Origin of the sequence: Pedobacter nyackensis (genome assembly GCF_032678475.1) — a bacterium.
Taxonomy (GTDB): domain Bacteria; phylum Bacteroidota; class Bacteroidia; order Sphingobacteriales; family Sphingobacteriaceae; genus Pedobacter; species Pedobacter nyackensis_A.
Window position 1 is genome coordinate 748,663 of sequence record NZ_JAVTSF010000002.1, and the last position, 20,447, is coordinate 769,109.

At 39.0% G+C, this 20,447-nt stretch carries 13 protein-coding genes; 3 read left to right on the forward strand and 10 right to left on the reverse strand.

Annotated elements, in window-relative coordinates; translation table 11 throughout:
• The first annotated feature begins 173 nt into the window (after nt 1-173).
• On the forward strand, nt 174-1,424 hold the full coding sequence (metK, locus tag R2Q84_RS10700) for a methionine adenosyltransferase (RefSeq protein ID WP_316816529.1): 1,251 nt from the start codon (nt 174-176) through the stop codon (nt 1,422-1,424).
• 387 nt (nt 1,425-1,811) lie between these two features.
• Nucleotides 1,812-2,159 carry a hypothetical protein gene (locus R2Q84_RS10705; RefSeq protein WP_316816530.1) on the forward strand — a complete coding sequence of 116 codons (348 nt, stop codon included), beginning with the start codon at nt 1,812-1,814 and terminating at the stop codon, nt 2,157-2,159.
• Between the two features lie 78 nt (nt 2,160-2,237).
• Here R2Q84_RS10705 and R2Q84_RS10710 read toward each other — a convergent pair whose 3' ends face one another.
• From R2Q84_RS10710 to R2Q84_RS10725, 4 genes are all read right to left on the reverse strand, one after another.
• Nucleotides 2,238-3,338 carry an efflux RND transporter periplasmic adaptor subunit gene (locus tag R2Q84_RS10710; RefSeq protein ID WP_316816531.1) on the reverse strand — a complete coding sequence of 367 codons (1,101 nt, stop codon included), beginning with the start codon at nt 3,336-3,338 and terminating at the stop codon, nt 2,238-2,240.
• Nucleotides 3,339-3,342: 4 nt separating this feature from the next.
• Entirely contained in the window at nt 3,343-6,492 is a 3,150-nt protein-coding gene (locus R2Q84_RS10715) for an efflux RND transporter permease subunit (RefSeq protein WP_316816532.1), read from the reverse strand.
• A 15-nt stretch (nt 6,493-6,507) separates the two neighbouring features.
• Nucleotides 6,508-7,890 (reverse strand): TolC family protein, encoded by a 1,383-nt coding sequence (locus R2Q84_RS10720; RefSeq protein WP_316816533.1) that lies wholly within the window; start codon nt 7,888-7,890, stop codon nt 6,508-6,510.
• 79 nt (nt 7,891-7,969) lie between these two features.
• Entirely contained in the window at nt 7,970-8,380 is a 411-nt protein-coding gene (locus R2Q84_RS10725; RefSeq protein WP_316816534.1) for an HYC_CC_PP family protein, read from the reverse strand.
• Between the two features lie 167 nt (nt 8,381-8,547).
• Between R2Q84_RS10725 and R2Q84_RS10730 the strand changes: the two genes are divergently transcribed.
• Complete coding sequence (locus R2Q84_RS10730; RefSeq protein ID WP_316816535.1) at nt 8,548-9,435, forward strand: alkaline phosphatase family protein; 888 nt, start codon at nt 8,548-8,550, stop codon at nt 9,433-9,435.
• A 206-nt stretch (nt 9,436-9,641) separates the two neighbouring features.
• Here the strand turns inward: R2Q84_RS10730 and R2Q84_RS10735 are convergent, their stop codons facing one another.
• The 6 genes from R2Q84_RS10735 to R2Q84_RS10760 form a co-directional block, all read right to left on the reverse strand.
• Nucleotides 9,642-11,066 carry an alpha-L-fucosidase gene (locus R2Q84_RS10735; protein ID WP_316816536.1) on the reverse strand — a complete coding sequence of 475 codons (1,425 nt, stop codon included), beginning with the start codon at nt 11,064-11,066 and terminating at the stop codon, nt 9,642-9,644.
• A 57-nt stretch (nt 11,067-11,123) separates the two neighbouring features.
• Entirely contained in the window at nt 11,124-12,332 is a 1,209-nt protein-coding gene (locus R2Q84_RS10740; RefSeq protein ID WP_316816537.1) for a DUF4998 domain-containing protein, read from the reverse strand.
• Nucleotides 12,333-12,357: 25 nt separating this feature from the next.
• Complete coding sequence (locus R2Q84_RS10745) at nt 12,358-13,629, reverse strand: DUF5000 domain-containing lipoprotein (protein ID WP_316816538.1); 1,272 nt, start codon at nt 13,627-13,629, stop codon at nt 12,358-12,360.
• 25 nt (nt 13,630-13,654) lie between these two features.
• Complete coding sequence (locus tag R2Q84_RS10750) at nt 13,655-15,580, reverse strand: RagB/SusD family nutrient uptake outer membrane protein (protein WP_316816539.1); 1,926 nt, start codon at nt 15,578-15,580, stop codon at nt 13,655-13,657.
• Nucleotides 15,581-15,592: 12 nt separating this feature from the next.
• Nucleotides 15,593-19,027: a TonB-dependent receptor gene (locus R2Q84_RS10755; RefSeq protein WP_316816540.1), complete on the reverse strand. Its 3,435-nt coding sequence runs from the start codon at nt 19,025-19,027 to the stop codon at nt 15,593-15,595.
• A 218-nt stretch (nt 19,028-19,245) separates the two neighbouring features.
• Nucleotides 19,246-20,421, reverse strand: a complete 1,176-nt coding sequence (locus R2Q84_RS10760) for a FecR family protein (protein WP_316816541.1) — start codon at nt 20,419-20,421, stop codon at nt 19,246-19,248.
• Between the last annotated feature and the right edge of the window lie 26 nt (nt 20,422-20,447).

The following is a 20,447-nucleotide window of genomic DNA, read 5'->3' on the forward strand; positions in this document are numbered from 1 at the left end:
TAGTGTAATTTTGCAACATTAAAGTGGACTGATTTGCGATGCTATGTAAAAGTAGCGGGATTGCAACCACGTAAAAAAAAGTGCTAACGTATCCTACACTTCGTTTTACCGCCTGTTTTGCAGGATCATTTCCCATTTACATAATTGTATACTATTTAAATTAATTATTTAAAATGTCATATTTATTTACATCAGAGTCTGTTTCTGAAGGTCACCCCGACAAAGTAGCAGATCAAATTTCAGATGCGCTTATTGATAACTTCCTGGCTTTTGATGCCGATTCAAAAGTAGCTTGTGAAACTTTGGTTACTACAGGTCAGGTGATCTTAGCGGGAGAGGTAAAATCTAAAATCTACCTGGATGTACAGCAAATTGCGCGTGAAGTGATCAAAAAAATCGGTTACACAAAAAGCGAATACATGTTTGAGGCTAACTCTTGCGGTATCCTTTCGGCTATTCATGAGCAATCGCAGGATATCAACCAGGGTGTAGATCGTTCCAGTAAAGAAGAACAAGGTGCGGGTGATCAGGGAATGATGTTTGGTTATGCGACCAATGAAACTGAAAACTACATGCCTTTGGCCTTAGATCTGTCGCACACATTACTACAGGAACTGGCTATTTTAAGACGTGAAAACAAAGAAATTACTTATTTACGTCCAGATGCCAAATCTCAGGTAACACTGGAATATTCGGATGACAACAAACCGGTTCGTATTGATGCGATTGTCATCTCAACACAGCATGATGATTTTGATGAAGAAGCGACAATGCTTGTAAAGATCAAAAAAGACCTGGTTGACATTCTGATTCCACGCATTATTACTAAATATCCGCAATACGCACATTTGTTTAATGATAAAATTGAATACCATATTAACCCAACCGGAAAGTTTGTAATCGGAGGTCCACATGGTGACACTGGTTTAACCGGCCGTAAGATCATCGTAGATACTTATGGTGGTAAAGGTGCGCATGGCGGTGGTGCTTTCTCTGGAAAAGATCCAAGCAAAGTGGACAGAAGTGCTGCTTATGCTACCCGTCATATCGCCAAAAACCTGGTAGCTGCCGGTCTCGCGGATGAAATTCTTGTACAGGTGAGTTACGCCATCGGTGTAGCTAAACCAATGGGAATCTATATCAACACGTATGGAACAAGTAAAGTAAGCAAAACTGATGGCGAGATTGCAAGAATTGTAGAAAGCTTATTTGATATGCGTCCTTACTTCATTGAGCAGCGTTTAAAACTAAGAAATCCTATTTACAGCGAGACCGCTGCATACGGACACATGGGGCGTACTCCGGAAACAGTAACCAAAACTTTCAGGACACCAAACGGTGAAGAGAAAGTAGTAACGGTCGAGTTGTTTACCTGGGAAAAACTTGATTTTGTTGATAAAGTAAAAGCTGCTTTCGATTTGTAAGCATTGTCTTTTAACCTATAAAAATGGGGATGTAACAGTAGTTACATCCCCATTTTTATTGATATCCATTAGATCTTCATACATACCGTTCCGAAGAAACTTAAAGCCCCACACTTTGGATTGATTGTACCTTACATAAAGGTTTGGTGCACATTCCCTGCACCTTTCTTCGGAAAAAAGTACCCTTTTTCCGAAGAAAACCTTAACCAATCTACAATCAACCTTATTTTATCGCAAGAAAGGGCATAAGGGAAGTCGTGTATTGTTAACATAAAACAATATGGGGCATGACCAAGTAGCTTAACCTTAAAATGAAACACTAGGCTCATTTCAATTACAGCAAACCATTCTAGCTAAGGGTTGTTCTATTAAGAAAAACATGTACTTATGGAACATCCAGCAGAAATGAATACACTAAGCCAGATTCTAGAGAAATTGAGACTGAAAGGTATAGACAACGAAATCAAAATGACTGACCACGGCAAAATGCAAGGCGTTGGCCTGAATAAAATTTATAATCCTGAGGATTTAACTATTATAAAAACATATCGTTTTGAAGGGGATTCAGACCCTGCAGATAATTCAGTACTTTATATACTGGAAGATAAAGATAGCCAAATTGGCTATATCATAGATGCCTATGGAATGTACAGCTCACAGGAAAATGCAGGTTTTGATGATTTCCTGAAAAAGATACCTACAGCTGACAGGGACTTACAGGAGTTGCTGAGTTAGTTTTTATGATGCAGATTATGTAATAAAAAAAGCCACTCATCCAAGTGGCTTTAATCGAAACTAAAAACTAAACGGGTATTATTTTTTTACAGCGGTTCCCTCTTCAATTTCCTCGCTGGCTTTCATTAAGATGTGATCTCCTTCATTCAATTCTCCGAACACTTCAACCTTATCAGGCAGCATACGTCCTTTTACTACGGGAACATTCTTTGTTACTCCGTTCTCGACGCGAATAACGTAAACACCAAGGTTTGCATCGATGACTGCTGCTTTAGGCACAAAGAACGTAGACTGTCCTGCCTGCAGCGGAATCATGGTTTCAGCAACCATTAATGGCTTAAGTTCTCTGTTCAAATTCATGATATCGGCTTCAATCTTTTCAGACCTTAGCTTCATATCCAATGAACCTGATTTCCGGGATATTTTCGCAGCATACATTCTTTGTGGTAACGATTTCACTTTGAAGCGAATGGTATCACCAGAATTGAGGTAAGGCGTGTATGCTTCGGGAACAGATAAGGCCAGACGCAACTTGTTGTTGTTCTGTACCACCAATAAGGGCTTATCAGCTCCTTTTCCCATCGGGCCTACGTAAGCGCCCAGATCAACATTCCTATCCGTTACAATGCCGCTAAAAGGTGCGCGGATCACCAAATAGTTTTCCATTGCCTTTAGCTCATTATAAACAGATCGGGCTGCGCTTACCTGTGCCTGATCTGCCAGCTTTTTAGCCGTAATCTGGTCCAGGGCATCTTTAGCTATTGCCCCCTCTGTTTCATTTGCTTCAAACATACGATCGTAGTTGGCTTTAGTTGCTATATAAATAGCCTCCTGAGCACTCAACTTAGATTTTACTGTTGCCAGTTGCGCCTGTATTTCGGGGGCATCCAGCACCATTAGCACCTGCCCTGCAGTTACCGTAGAACCAATGTCTACATTAATCTGTTGTACATAACTATTTACTTTAGCATACAACTCGGTTTCCTGATCCGCGCGTAATTCTCCGGCTAACTTTAAGGTTACCCTTGGGTTACTCTTATGAATGGAAACGGTTTCAAAACTATTCATCATCGGCATCGCCATCTCTTTAGTCGTTTCTTTTTTCTCGTTTTTATTATTGTCATTGCAGGCAGCAAATGTTAATGTCAGTCCTGCCAGGATATATGTGAATCTTTTCATTTTTCTAATTGTTTGGTTTAACATACTGAAGGCTATTCTCATCTTCCGGATCTAAGGACGGTGAGGTAATCCCTGATTTTCCCTGTACCCAGGCAAACACTAGCGGCAATAAAATAAGTACTGCAAAAGTGGATGCGAATAAGCCTCCGATTACAGCCCTTCCAAGTGGTGATACCTGATCTCCACCTTCACCATGCCCGATCGCCATTGGCAACATACCCGCCATCATGGCCATGGAAGTCATAATGATAGGTCGTATCCTAAGCGATGCAGCTTTGATCGCTGCAGAAAATGCATCGCCATTCTGTAATCGTAACGTTTCAGCATTACTAATGAGCAGTACTGCATTGGCAATAGATACCCCAACCGACATAATGATCCCCATATAAGATTGCAGGTTAAGTGTTGAGCCTGTGATCTTAAGTAATACAAGCGATCCCAATACCACAAAAGGTACAGTTGTTAAAACAACGAACGACACCTTGAAAGACTGGAAATTGGCTGTGAGCATCAGAAAAATAACCAGAATGGCCACAAGCAAACCGCTCACAAGGCTATCCATTGTTTCATCAAGGACTGGTGCCATCCCCGAAACCGAAATATTCAGTCCCTTCGGTATTTCTCCTAATGAAGCAATAGCTGCATTAACATCCTTTTGTGCCTTGCCAAGATCCTTATTGTGCAGATTGGCGGTTACGGTAGTGTAAGCCATAGTCCCCAGGTTATAACTCTCGCCAAGTGTGGTGGTTGGCATTACTGTTGCTACATCACCCAATACCGGACGGTCTGAGTCTTTAGACAATGGGATATTCTCCAACTCTGCTTTACTGTTCAGCATATTCTGGGGAGTTTGCACCTGTACATCATAGGCAATTCCCATCATGCCTTCCACCCACATATTCTTGCTTGTGTAGCGTGAAGATGCTGTAGAAGCGATCAATGAACGGGCGACATCCTGTGCGTCAAGGCCTAATTGTGCAGCACGTACGCGATCAATGTTTATGGCCATTGCAGGGTAGTTTAGCGACTGAGGGATTTGCTGGTCCCGCAAATAATCGATCTCCTTTAATTTTGCAAGCAGCTTGTTCGCATACATCACATTCCTTTTTTTCATCATTCCCGAGAAGCGGACTTCAATTGGCGTATTGGTTCCCTGACTCAATATTTTTTCTGTGAGCTCAATTGGCTCGAAGGAAAGTTGAAGTTCGGGCATCTTCTTCTTCATGTGTCCCCGGATCTGATCCTTTAATTCATTGGTATTTCCAGAATATTCTTTCAATGCGACCTGCATTAGCGCTTCATGAGGTCCGGCATTGTACAGATAAATAGGACTTACCGCAAAAGATGAAGGGTGCTGTCCAATAAACACAGAAGATATTGCGATATGGTCTTTTCCAATGACCGTTTCCAGTTCCCGCAGCATCTGCTTGATCTTTTGTTCAGTTTTTTCAATCCGTGTACCTTCTGGCGCCTTAACCCGCACCTGGAACTGACTGGAGTTTACAGTTGGCAAAACATCTGTTCCTGTAATACTGAACATCAGATAAATCAATGCACCAATAGCCAGAAAACTGACAATAATAACCGGTTTGCGTTTGGGAAGCAATCCTTCAAGGAAACCCGTAAAACTTTTACGGAAACGATCAAAACGACCTTCTTTGGCATGTTCCTCTGCGGATAATGGTTTAATCATCCAATTACAAAGAATTGGCACAAAAGTTTGTGAAAGCAGGAAAGAGAAGATCATAGAAAACCCGATAGCTAGTGCCAAAGGCATAAATAAAGCTCCCGGAATTCCCGTCATAATGAAAGCTGGTGCGAATACGGCAAGAATACACAACAGGATTAATAATTTAGGGAATGCGATCTCCTTACAGGCATCCAGGATGGCCTGTGATTTTCGCTTGCCCATAGCCAGATGCTGGTGTATATTTTCTATGGTTACGGTACTTTCATCCACCAGAATTCCGATGGCCAGGGCTAGTCCGGATAAGGACATAATATTAATGGTATGCCCAAAAAGCTTAAGGAACAATACCCCCGAAATTATGGAGATCGGAATGGTCAATATTACAATGATGGCACAACGACGATCACCTAAAAACAGTAAGACCATTAGTCCAGTTAACAAAGCCCCCAAAGCGCCTTCAAGCACCAAACTTTTTACGGCATTGATCACATATACTGACTGATCAAATTCGTACGAGATCTTAACATCATCAGGAAGGTTATTCTGGATATTCGGAATAGCTTTTTTCAGGTTACTCACCACATCCCATGTAGAGGCATTCCCAGATTTTGCAATATTAATATACACAGAACGTTTCCCGTCAATTAGTGCATAGCCGGTTGTAATGTCGGCGCCGTCTTTTACCGTAGCAACATCACGGATATACACATTTTCTACTTTGTCTTTAAAAATAGGGATGTTACCAAAATCGTCAACAGCCTTAATTGTTGTATTTGTTGGCGTTAAGTAGTTGATATCATTGATGTAGACATTTCCAGAAGGAGCAGTAATGTTGTTCCGGCTAATTGCTTCTACAATCTGATCTGGAGATAACTGGTGCGTACGAAGTTTGTTGGGATCAATATTGATCTCTACAGTTCTTGGGCTTCCACCAAATGGAGGGGCTGTCGTTAAGCCCGGAATAGCAATCAGGAATGGACGTGCTGTAAAGTTGGCAATGTCCTGCAACTGATTATTTGTTTTTGTTTCACTCCGGAATACCAGCTGCCCTACAGGCTGCGAAGAAGAGTCGAAACGGATAATAAAGGGAGGCGGGGCTCCGGGAGGTAAGAACACTTGTGACCGGTTAGACAACGCACTGATTTCAGCGATTGCCTGTCCCATATCTATTCCTTCATAAAAACTCAGCTTCATTAAAGTGAGTCCTTGTGTATTTTTCGTTTCTATTTTTTTGATGCCATTGGTAAATAGCATCATGTTAACGTACATTTTAGTAAAATAACCCTCCATTTGCTGAGGTGTATAGCCATTAAAAGAATGGGCGATATACACTACAGGAAGGTTCATATCAGGGAGAATGTCAATCTTGACATCCTTGGTAGCTTTGATCCCGAAGAACAAAAGCCCGAGTACCATCACCATAATGGAAATGGGCTTGCGAAGTGCGAAACGTATTAAATTCATGTTTTCAGGAAATGATTAAATGGCATTTAATAAAATGGACAATTCACCTAATGCGGCAGATTTAATGAGTAGGGCCTGCCAGATATTATTTTGAGCAATTTCATAATCAATCTCCGCACGGTTAAGTGCATAAAGGGATTGAGTTAAATCAACAATAGTGGTCAATCCGTTACCGTATAGGGCCATATTTTGTCTGTAGGCATCGGAAGCAGCTTTAATCTGTATTTTAGTTTCTTCGAAGTTCTCTATTGCATTTTTTAGTTTTGCATCTGCCAGCTGCGCTTGTGCAGACAACTCGTCGGAGATAAGCAGATATTCATTTTGCAAGGCTTGTGTTTTATATCTCTGTTCTCTTACTTTTGCGCCATATCGGTGTACATTGGTAAGGTTCCAGCTCAACGTTAACCCAGCAAGGTAATTACCCCGATCTATGCCCGCACCATTTTTGTAGGAGCTTGAATAAGCAGTATTGTCTTGTACATAATTCCAATCAAATCCGGAACCACGCCCCTGAACAACACCAAATGCAGATAATGAAGGTAATGCGTTAGATCGTTGTAGTTTTTCTGCCTTTTCGCTACTTTCTACCTTGCTTCTTTGCCATAACAATGAAGGGTGATCTGAAATGTTTGCTACATACTTTTCCTGAAGCCTGGGGATTTTATTAATGTAGATACTATCCAGGATAAAAGCCCGATAGTCCTCCCCTAGCAATACGGCAAGTGTTTTGGAATATTCCAGTTCCATGTCATAAGCTTTTATCCTTGCTGATTGTGCATTGGATACTTCTGCTTTAGCAAGTGAAGCATCAACTCCGGGAATTAAACCACTTTCTGCGCGGCTCACTGTTGTGGTCATGAATACGCGGGCACGGTCAAGGTTTTTTTCCTGAACATATTTAATGCGCTGACTAGCCATCAGGTTGAAATAGGCAGCCCCGACTTTAACCTGGTGCTGAAATTTCTCTTGTTCCAAATCGGCTCCAGCTATTTTCTGATCAGCTGTTGCAAGTTTCACCTGGTTTTTGATGCGTCCGAAAGTAAAGAGGTTCCAGTTGATGTTGGCCAGGTAAAGCGATCCAAAAGCTGCATTCCAGTTTTGTTCGGCCAAAGGCATAGAGGTTGAAGCAATACCCAAACCTCCATAACTATATAATGGACCATTCTGAGCATTTATTGTTCCATAGCTCTGCTGTGCCATCAACGTTAAATCTGGTAGATACTGGCTCTTTTGATAATTTGTATTTTCAGCGGAGGCGGCTACCAACGCTTCTTTCGCTTTAATTTTTTCATAGTTCTGTATAGAACGCTGTAATGCGTCGGGCAGGTGCAAAGTTTGCGCATAGGACATCGCCGATAGGCTGCAAAGCACCGCTAACGCAATGAATCTGATATTCATTGTTTAGTTAATTAGAAATTAAACCATCTGATTTTAAGGGCACTCACGCGAATACCACTGTTTTTAATCGGATGACGGTCTATATTCTATAAACACAATGTAAAACGTAAAGGGGGGGACTCTTTAACGGGGTAGGGAAATAAAACGAGCTAACATTTTGTGCTGTCAGTGCAGATTTACCTTCGAAAGTAACGGCCGCGGACTGGTATAAAACAGCTTCTCCTGAAAATTTAACAAGACTTTGCTGTGCAGAATTCTTAGATGCCTTCTCGCTCAGCTTAAACTGCTCAGCCTGATGCTTGCAGCAATTGTGCTTTTTAGCTTTTTGCTTGTTCTTTAAGGCACAAACCGGACAAACTTTATCGTTGTGATCTTCCTGAAAAAGACGTACTTCCTGTTTTATGCCTTTGCACACGTGCACACTACCCGTAAATCCAGTAGATACGGTCAGGAACAGCAGGCTAAGAAACAGGCTAAACAGTCTTTTCATACAGCAGCAAAGATGCCGCTCTTCCTGAGATATGTTTTACAGAATTTGGGCTTTTTTTTATATAATTCTGTTGAAGCATAAAAGTGTAGGTAAATTTTCATCAAGCAGTGTTTAATATTGTTAAATAAATGTTTAATTTCACTAAATATTTATTCCAAATTAAACGCATGAAACATCTATTATCAGTATTGCTTTTATTGAGTTACATTAACCTGAATGCACAAAGAGTAGTTATCATTGGCCTTGATGGCATCAGCACAGAAGGCTTTAAAGGGTCTAAACATCCGAATATTGACAATCTATTTGCTAATGGCCTGATGACGTTGACCACCCGTCCAGTAATGCCCTCTGTAACGTTACCCAACTGGACCAGTCATTTAACTGGACAAGGGCCGGAAGAGCATGGTATAACAGCAAATAACTGGACTTTAGCAAATCATCCACTAAAAGCCATCGAAACTGATCAGGACGGTTATAGCCCATCTATTTTTAAACTACTGAAAGACGGGAATGCAAAAGCAAAGACGGCTTTTTATTATAACTGGGCAGAACTGATCAATCCAATCAATAAAAAATATTTGGATGAGGTGTCTTTTGAGGAAAAAGATAAATACCAGGACAATTATGCGAAGGCTTTGGATTTTGTAGCAAAGAATCAGAAATCACCTACATTGGTGTTTTTATATAGTGTTCATACCGACCACGCCGGGCATGACCACAAGTGGATGTCACCAGAGTATATCTCCTCTATTGAAGAAGCAGACAGCGCAATTGGTTCCTTCATCTCAAAACTAAAAGAACAGAACCTTTATGAGGATACTTATTTTCTTTTTATTACGGATCATGGAGGCATCGGAACAGGACATGGTGGTGTTACTATGAATGAGATGGAGATTCCATGGGGAATCACTGGGAAAAAGATTAAAAATCTAGGTGTAACTGATAGTTTTTTTAATAACAATAAAAACACCTCCTTAGTATTAGCCCAAATATTTGGTCTTAAAGCTATACCAAAATCTTGGACAGGTATTGCTCCTAAAGCGATATTCAAATAGAAAATTAGACAAAAATCCTGTTATCTTTTGATAACTCTACCTTCACAAAGAGCAGGTGGCTTCGCAAAAAACGACCAGGTAAAAAAAATGTTTTACCTGGTCATTTTTTTAGCCGAATCATAAATGAAGGACTTTTTCAGTGCCTACGATTTCTCTAAGACTTTTCTAAATACTCATTGGGAGTTATTCCAAATCCCCCCTTCTTTTCATCGTCTTTCGTTATAAATACCAAACTCAGCAATAGAAGGAACGTTTTTATATCCCTCGATCAGAATACGGACTTTACTCCCCCAGCTATTATCAAATCTATGGATTTTAACCCTGCTGGTTTCTGTTCCTGTAATAAGAGGTCTCCAAACACCGTTGATAAAATATTCCAATCTATATTTTGTAATGTTGGGCTCTCTTTCAGTAATAACAATCATATTAAAACGCTGATCTTTCTGCAGGTCAACTTCTAACCATGGATTTTTTATGCTTGGATTAGAGACCCACGATGTACCGAAGTTATCATCTGTTGCAAAATCCATAATGTTCATGTCACTACTCCAACTTCCATTTGCCGGTTTAAATTTTGCGATATTAGAGGAAATGATAGGAGCTGGTCCTCCAGGAAATTTAGGAAGAGGTGATCCTGGTTTATATAATTTTCCCATTTCCTTCAACGCTTCCAATGCATTCTCATCAATAAGACCGTCACGATTTGGCGCTACGTTTAAAAGAAAATTACAATAAATCTGATTGTAAGGAATTGCATTTTCATTTATCATCTTTTCAGGTGACTTAACAGCTGTCGTTGGAAAAGACTCTTTCCAGAACCAATTAGCCTGTAATGGCAAGCAAGCAAGGGCTGGTAAACGATTGTTTTCTTTTGAAATGTGTTGTCCCGCTCCCTGCTCATATGATTTTATATCAGTGTAGAACAATGCTTCTGAAGGATATTTTGCAGCGTTTAAATCCATAACCAAACAATTAGGTTGAATTGATTTAATTAACCTGTAAATTTCTTCAAATGGAACATCATCATAAGAAATCCTCGACCATGGAGCATCCCAGCCATCAATGATCAAAGAATTAATTTCACCATAATTTGTTAGCAGCTCCGTAAGTTGTTGTTTAATCATATTAATATGTACTGGAGTAATATATCCAGGACGTATATTATGATGAACATCAAGTATAGAGTAATACAAACTAACACCTAAATTCTGCTTGCGAAATGCATTTACATATTCCTTAACCACATCTTTTTTCAAAGGACTATTCATTACGTTATAGTCTGTAGTTTTGGTATCCCAAATCGCAAAGCCATTGTGATGTTTAGTCGTTAAACAACCATAAGTCATATTTGCTGATTTTGCAGCTTTTGCCCATTGCTCTGCATTTAACTTTTTAGGATTGAATATCGCCGGTGGAACACTTGGGTCTGCCCAATCATCATTCATATAAGTAGACATATTGAAATGGATAAACATCCCAAAACCCAAATTAATAAAATCCTGCTGCGCCTGCTCCAGTGATACTATGGAGCCCTGCTTAGTTTGGGCATGGCCATTACCCGCTAAAAAAATAATACATAAAGCCAGACTAAGGACTTCAATCCTTAAGAAATTAGACATTTTTGTTTTCATTGTTGTGTTTATTTTGTGTGTACGTGTTAGGTCTTCGCTATTGTAAATGGGGTTATATTATTTATACCAAAATGAAACCTCACTGATATTACTAAAATATTTATCGCCGCTGGCAACCTCAAGAACCCTTATTCGGATATACTTTACTGGTGTAGTATTTTCATCAAAACTTACCTTAAAAGGTGCTTTTCCATCATCAACCCGTGTAACAGTTTTAAGAAGAGTCCATCCTTTGCTAACAGACTCCTGAGACCAGCCAGCCGAATTGGAAGGCGACTGCGTTTCGGCCCCCGCCAGACTAGATATTCCCCAAATCTCAAATTTGGTAGGGTTATTACAACAGTCTCTTCCTATAATTTCAAATTGCGCTAAACCGGTATATATTTTCCCCATGTCAAAAGTGAAATGATGTGGCAATAACTGTTTATTATCACTATGAAAAATATTGGGATATCCAGTCGGCGTTTTGTTCCCATCCCAAATTTTTCTAATTGAAGTTCCACTATCATATGTTCCTACGTCATTTAGTAAATGAACCTCAGCAAACAAGGATTTATCAACTGGGATAATAACATTTGTCAAAGAGTCATAACTAAGGGTATAAAAAGTATCAATTGCAGTGCTTACTGGTTTGTAGGCCGATTGATAATATATTTTTGACCCTGGCTTATAATCAGCAAGAAAAATTGAACTTTCGGTTGACTTTATGGTCATTGATTTTACCGTATTGTTATTGAGCGTATACTTTACTTCCGTCCCCGTATTAATAGTATCTGGTTCATCAAAAAACAATGTAATACCATCATCACTCAAAGAATACGGTGTAGTAACATTAAGAAATCTATTCGTTAGACTAGCCCTATAACTATCGCCATATACTTTAACATTGTTAACAAAAACAGGTACTGACCTATTGTTATTCTGGTCATAAGAATAAATTGTAAATGAATAACTGTATTCAACGAGCTTATCAATTACCTTGGTAATAGTCCCTGAAGTGTTGTGATCCTCTGAAGCAAACTCAACTGAATCGGCACCATTATTCCAAAATATTTTGTATTTAGTAACTCCAGGATCCGGGCTCGGTCTCCAGGATAATTGTACACGCTTATTGCCAGGAGCCGCGTCAATTTGCTTCGGAACACCTGGGTAAATTCTTTCTTTCCCTTCCAGGTAATCCCTATACGAAATGGCATCTTTACTACAGCTGTTTATAAGAAATATAAACGCGATGCCTGCACTTAGCAGATATATATTAAATTTCATCTTGTTGTGATTAGGTCTTAAATACTTATTGGGTATTTCCATAAAAGGACAATTCCATTACGTGGGCAAAATCGGTTGCCCCCCAGGTTTTATTTACTGCAAGCCGAATGTATTTTACCCTGGGTGCATTTAATGGTATATTAAATTCAAAACCTGCTTTTACAGCTGCAAGATCTGCAGGAGTAGTTTGCCCGACCTTATTTCCTGAGGGTGGTGGTGGACATTCAAAATTACCGAGGTTAACCCAATCGCCAACTACATCTCCATAATTTGATGTAACTGGTAAAATTACGTCTTGTGGTGCATCACTATTTGATCCCCATAATGTCCATGACCTGGCGTTTCCATGATTATAAGAATAGTCGGCGCCATAAGCTTCTCCCCGTTCCCAAATCTTATAACGACTTAGTTTTACCAGAGTTCCCATACTGAAAGTGCAGACTTGCAAGGGCTTTCCCTGACCAGCAGCGGTATGCCATCCCGGGTCTGCTGTAATTCCATCCCACAAGCGTGTGGTATTCCAACCAAGACTTGTAGCACCTAAAGGAGAATCACTTGCAAGCCTGTATTCGCTAAATTTATCTTTAGGCACGAGTACCTCGTAAATTGGACTTATTTTTTTAAGTAAGGTATCTGAAATATTACCCCATCTATCAGTTATATAAACACCAAAATCTCTTTTTAAGGTATCAAAACCACGAACACTAAAGTTTATGTTTTCCATTTCGGTATAAAACTGTTCTACCGGCAATAGTTTTCCGGTAGTCTTATCTGTAGAAATAACTATAACCCCTATTGCTTTCTTTTGCGGATTGCGCGCGGCGATATTTACTCCACCAAAATCTCTTTGCATAACTAATGTGGGAAAAGCTGCCAAATAAGAAGGGGTTTCAGGATGAACTTTAACTACAACTGGGTCTGACTTAATATCTGCTCTGGAAACCGCGTATAAGGTAACGTCATACTCCTGACTTTTTGCAAATCCCTCCACTCTTATCGTATCCGTGTAATAAGAAGATTTCGATTGTCTTATGATTTGATCATTTATCTTGTATTCTGCCAGAATATATAACAAGTTTTTTGTAGTAGGTAAGGAATATGTGATCACAGATCCGCCAGCATAATTACTAACCTTTATTGAAGTTACTGGATCTGGTTTTGTTTTATCTAAAGAAACAATGTCATTAAAATCCTGGTTTTCTTTGCAGGAAATGGTAAAAAGTAACAGGCTACCCAATACCAGAAATATAGTATAGCCAATAAAATTACTTTTAGTATTATATTCAATTACTTTCATCTTTTAATCTTTTAGCGTATATAAATTACCAGTAAGGATTTTGTACCAGGTTTGGGTTAACGATCAGGTCATCATATTTTATTGGCCACAAATAATCTTTAATCCCAAATACAGGTACTATCAAAGTACGTTGTCTATAATAGCCAACAGGATCTGACTCCTGGATATTCCAGCCTTGAAGGGGCTTACTCAATACTTGCTGCATTATTTTCCAACGTTTAAGATCCCATCCAATTCTGCCTTCAAAACAAAGTTCAATCCTCCGTTCTTGTTGGATGATCGCTCTTAATCCTTCTTTAGAATTTGCTTTACCAGGATTTGATGAATAGGTACTCCATGATTTTTGAATACCTTCTAAACCTGCCCGCTTACGTACTTCGTCTATGTATTTATAGGCTTCTGCTGTTGGGCCATTGACCTCATTTAGTGTTTCAGCATACATAAGATATAAGCCGGAAAGCCTGATTAAAGGCATATGGAATGATGTTTCAGTAACTTCAGTACCATAAACAGACTGATAACTTACCAGCTTTTTCGGCCAATACCCAGATACATTTACTCGAATATTATCCTTAGGTCCTGCAATAGAACCACTTCCTCTGGCCTGGACGAAAAGCATATCTTCCGGTGTATTTTGTCCATCACCAAAATAGTTACTCCCATCAAAAGCAAGATTTGCATAGAAGCGGGGCTCGCGGCCCATATGCATCCTTATGGTCTCATAACCAAGTTTCAGATAATACTTATCTTCTTCGGATGCATTTTCAATGGTATAACGCCCTCTATAATTGTAGTTACGATCTTCATTAATAGGCACTCCATTTTTACTATAAAACAACTCAGCCATTGAAATCGGTACTGCAAAATTTCCAGGTGCACCACTGAGATTTTCTACCATTTTAGAAGTTAGGCGTGGCATAGACATGCTCTGATAAGAAAAAGTACTGTTTAAAGCCCAAATCAATTCGGAATTATTTTCCCATTTCTCTGTAATACTTTGTCTAAGATCCATCATAGTTTTTAAACGTTCAGGAAGTACAGGCAAATTTCCAGGAGCAATAAACTTATATAACTTTAAATTATTGGCCTCGCATGCCTCTACTGCTGCTTTACAAGCCAGCATCGCTTTGTTCCATTTCTCAGCGCTAAAATCTACGGGAAACATTTGCATTCCATCTTTATCTTTAAATCCCGCATAATCTGGGTTACCATTAAAAAACGGACTGGCTTCTGTTGTTAATATCTCCGCTTTGAGGGAAAGTGCAATCAACTGAGTTATTCTTCCAAGGCTTTGAACCGGGTCTTTGATAGTTAGTGGTAAGTCTGGAATAGCTTCCTCTATCAGCTCTTCAATATATTTAAAAGCTGCATCTACCGGCTCTCTTTTAATTCTTACCTCTTCGGTACTCGCGTCTATCGCGAGATTGGTTCGAATTAAAGGAATCGGACCGTACATTCGAAGTAAATAATAATGATAATACGCTTTTAAGAACTTAACTTCAGCAATCCACCTGTTCTTTTCGTATTGAGGAAGATCTTTGGGTTTATCTATATTTTCCAAAAAGATATTACATCTCCTAATTGCTTTAAAAAGGGGCTGCCCTAGACGCTCACCATTCCAAAAGTTTAATGCCGGCCGGTCGCTAGTCTGGGTTCCGTTTATTAAATGAAAACCGATTTCATTCTCTCTGCTTCCAAGCGTAGCCTCAGTTAATGTACTTGGGAAAAAAATTTCACCGGATCCAGTAAAGGCCGGATCACTGATACCTACATTTAAATTCTGAAGCGTTGAATAACATGTAAAGAGATAATTCTCTGCCTCATTTCGATTTCTAAAGGCATAATCTATTGTTGCAACATTATCTGGAGTTACATCAAGATATTTTTTACATGAAGTGAAAAAAGTTACAAACAGCGAAAAACCGACTAATAATTTTATTGAAAATTTCATGTCTATTGTTTATTAAAGGTTAACATTGATGCCTATATTGTATACTTTTTGAATCGGATAGCTAAAACCATTAGAAGAAAGCTCTGGATCCCAGTCTTTAAAGCGGCTGTAAGTAAACATATTTAACCCATTAAAATAGATTCTGCATTTGGCCATAAAAGCCTTTTTGGAAATTCTTTCTGGAATCGTGTATCCTATTTCCAAAGATTTCAATCTCATAAATGCTCCATTACGCATCCACCATGAACTGGTTTGCAGGTTATTGGCTATATCATTGGTTGAAGTCCCCAATCGTGGATACCTGGCATATAAGTTCTGATTTTCTTCAGACCAATAGCTATCTGCAAAAGATTGCAGTACTTGTCGGTTGTTTAAAAATGGACTAACATTACTTGGATTTATAAAAAATGAGGTCCTTCCTACACCTTGAAAAAATGTAGATACATCAAAGTTTTTAAATCCTGTAGACAGTCCAAATCCGTAAACGATTTCTGGTGTTTCCGGCAAACCTAAAAATATCTGGTCGGCTTCAGAAATTTTTCCATCATTATTCATATCCCTATACTTGATATCCCCACCTTTTGGTGGATTTGCACCAAAATTTTGTGACGGAGAAGAGGCTGCTTCGTTATCATCTACAAACAAGCGTTCTGCAATATATCCCCAGCGCACGCCTATCTTTTCCCCCTTTAGAATACGCCAGGGCTCCTTATAGGCAGGCTGCTCATATTCAACATATCTGTTTTGTGAAAATGTGAAATTTACCCGGCCAGACATCCAAAAATCTTTAGATATAGTTTTGCTATAATCGGCAGACAGATCTATACCTTGTGATTTAGCCTTACCAATATTGGCACTAACTTCAGATTCCAGGCCTACAGTAGCCGGTATGGATTGTCTTGACATCAAAATATCATATCGGTGTTGTCTATATATTTCAGCAATCACATTAATATTATTGAATAGACTAAATTCCAGCCCAATATTTGCCTGCCTTGATTTCTCCCAGGTAACATCATTATTAGCATAATTACTTATACTTACGCCGGGACGGGAAATACTATTGTCTTGTCCGAAATAAGCCGGATTACCACCGTTTAAGTTTACGTCAGACAAATAATAAAAGCGCTGTGAGCCAATTGCATCATTTCCAACAAGGCCATAGCTTCCTCGTAGCTTCAATTTATTGACAACGTTGTTCAACCTTTCATTCCAAAACTTCTCTCTGGAAATAATCCAGGAAGCACCGATTGTTGGAAAAAAGCCAAAACGATTTTTTTCTGCAAATCGCTCTGAACCATTGTATCCAAAATTAAATTCTAGAAAATAACGACTGGCATAAGCGTAAGTTGCTCTTCCTGATAACCCAAGATTCCGATAAGGTAACGAGTGCTGTAAATCTCCGGCGTTTGCATAAAGCGTTTGCTGTCGCGTTCCAATCAAAGTAGCAGAAATATTATGGTTCTGTCCAATTGCATGGCTATAATCTAAAACACCTTGCAGGTATAGAAAAGTATTGATGTCTTTATTTCCCCCTGCGAAATTAAGATATTCTGCAGCCTGTCCCGGTTGCTTATTAATCCAGTTTAAAGTATATTCATTTGAAATTCTGTCGTAACTACCTACATTGTAAAAGAATGGTTTATACTGCCTTGACAAGTCAAAGTAAGAATAACGGTTTGTATTGAAAATTCCCTTAAATTTTAATCCTTTAGTAAAAAAATCAAGGTTCTGGTTTAATTCCAGCTGTGCAGACATACGAGAGCGAGAAAAAGACTTGAACCCCTTCATCATATCAGCATAAGGGTTAGAATAGCCAACGTTGTTACCCTGGGTACCTACGGTAGGGCTGTTGCCAAATAAAATATGAGTATTAATTCCTAAATCAGCATTTTCCGGATAAAATGCAGGAAACAATACTGGACTGGTATGTAATGATTTATAATACAGATCTGAAGCAAATGAACCGTCATCAGTTAAAGGGCCATTATATTCGTCAAAAGTCCCTGACAATCTTACAACAACCTCTGTACTTGGAGTAATATTGATGTTTATATTAGAACGCAATTGATAATTTTCCAGCTTAACATTGTTATTAAAATTATTTACCGGACTGACTTTCAAATTGCCATTATCAAGATTATAAGAAGAGGCAATATAATACCGCGCAACTTTACCGCCACCGCTAACGCTGGCATTCAATCGTTGATTACTTGTACGATCTTTAAAAAGCTCATCAAGCCAGTCTACCGCTGGATAAACGTATTTATTACTTCCAGGAGCGTTAGCCAATGTTTGTTCCCTGTTATAGATGTCATTTTGAGTATATGGAGGTATAGCAAGTGGATTCCTGGTTTTTATCGCTTCATTGTACAACTTCATATACTGTATCGGATCAGCAATTTCAATTTTCTGTGTAGCCTGGGAAATGGAATTTTCAAACCGGACATTTATACGTGCATTTCCTTCCGAGCCTTCTTTTGTAGTTACAAGAATTACTCCATTAGCCCCCCTGGCACCATATAACGCAGTTGCACTCGCATCTTTTAAAATGGAGAAACTGGCAATATCATCTACCTGTAACCTGGCAAGATCATTAGATGTAAGCTCAACATTATCCACAAGAATCAATGGATCCTGCTTGTACCCAAACGTAGTAACTCCACGGATAAAAAATGTGGAGTTATCAAGTCCTGGCTGCCCGCTGCGTTGGTAAGCAACCACGCCTGCAATTTGCCCGGCAAGCGCATTTGTTAAATTACTTGAAGGAATTTTCAATTTATCGGGGTTAATGCTTGTTACAGAGCCAACGACAGCTTCCTTTCTTTCCTTTTTACCAAAGGCGGTAACCACAACTTCGGATAAACTGCCATCATCGGATTTTAAAACAACAACAACATCTGGTTTTGTAGCTGAGGCAATGAAACTGCTTGGAATGAAGCCCACGGAACTAACTATAATCTTCGTTTCCGGATCAACTTCCAGCATAAATTTTCCATCACGATCAGTAAACGTCCCCATCTTCTTATTTTCTGCCACATAGACACTTGCACCAGGTATTCCAACTCCTGTTGTATCTTTAACAATTCCAGAAATCTTTATTCTCACCTGTTCCGGAGCTAAAGAACCGCGTTCTAATGGTATAAATGCCTTCTCCCTGGTTTTTAATACTACAGTCTTGTTTTTAATGGTATAGGAAATCTCCGTCCCAGCAAATGTCTGGTCCAGAACCTTTATCAGAGAGGCATCTTTAAAATCGACATCAATTGTTTTTTTCGCATTGAATTTATTGGCAAGCCATACCACATTATAGCCAAGCTGTGTTTTGATTTCAGCAAACAATTCTGTGTAGGTAGAATTTCTTTTTTTAAACCGCATTGTTTGTGCTGAACTAACTGCATTGACTTGCATGATCGTTGCTAATAATATAACGGTGGTTAATCGCATAATAAGCATTGATTTACGGACGTACTTTTTGGGCACACCAATTTTGTAAGTATATTTTTTATACATTTGTTTAGTCTGGTTTTTAAGTTGATGCTATTCAATATTAATATAATCCAGTCACTGGCCAGTTGTGGATCGAACACATCTGGCCTTTCTTTATCAGGCCACAAACTTTTACTAAGTATTTGGTTAATTTTCTGGATTGACAGTTTTAGTATTTACTTCTTTACAATAATCTTCCTCCCATCTATTTTAAAGTGAGCAAATCCAGTTAATTCTAGTACTTCTAAAACCTCTTTAACGTTAATGAAGCGAGAAACTACTCCCCCAATTGGTTGTTTTCTAACTTCTTCATCTTCATATACTACATCCAGGTTATACCACCGGCTGAGTTTACGCATAATGCTCTCAAGACTTTGGTCATTAAATATAAACTCTCCATTTTTCCAGTCTACTACAGAATTCACATCTACTTTTGATACATTTAATGAAAAAGCTAAGGCAGCTTGCTGCCCCGGTTTAATTACAATTGAAGACAAACTTTTGTCATTTGGCCTTACCTCTACTGCACCTTCAATCAATGTGGTCTTAGTTGCATTCTCATCAGAATACGCATTGATGTTAAAATGAGTTCCCAACACTTTCACTTCCTGTTTATTGGTTGAAACAAAAAATGGCCGGAAGTTATCTTTTGATACTTCAAAATAAGCTTCACCACTTAACTCAACTTTTCGTTCTTTAAATGGCGTAAAAGAAGCTGGATACTTTAATGTTGATGCAGCGTTAAGCCACACTTCTGAGCCATCGGGTAATCGTATATGAAATGTTTCTCCTTTCGCAGTGGAAAGTGTGTTATGAACCATACTTTCAGCATTGCGATCTTTACCGGCTATGACATTATAAACGATCTGTCCGTCTTCTGTCTTTACGATACTTACACCCGATTCTTCGGCAACCTGGCCTTTTAATGCATCTGATAACACAATTTTACGTCCATCCGCCAAAATTAAAGTCGCCGAGTTTTTCCCTGGAGGAATATCATTTACATGAGCAAGGTGCCTCAAATCTTTATTTATTCCATTGTATTTAAAAAAATAAATACCTGTAGCCAATACCATAAAAATTGTAGCTGCCACGCCTATACGCCACCATGAGAATCTAGCCGGATTTTGAGGTTGTGATGTGATAAAGGAAGATATTTTTTCAACGCTGCTGGTTTTCATCATTATCAACTCTTCATCACTGTAGTCGAACCAGCCTTTGTCTACCAAATCTTGAAGAACTTTGTCAAGATTTGGATCACCTAATAACACTCTCCACTCTTGATCCTCCTCGAAAGTCAACTCCCTGTTCAAATATTTTTGATATAGATAACTAAATCTTTCTTTATTCATTCTTAAATAAAAGCTATTTGGCTAGA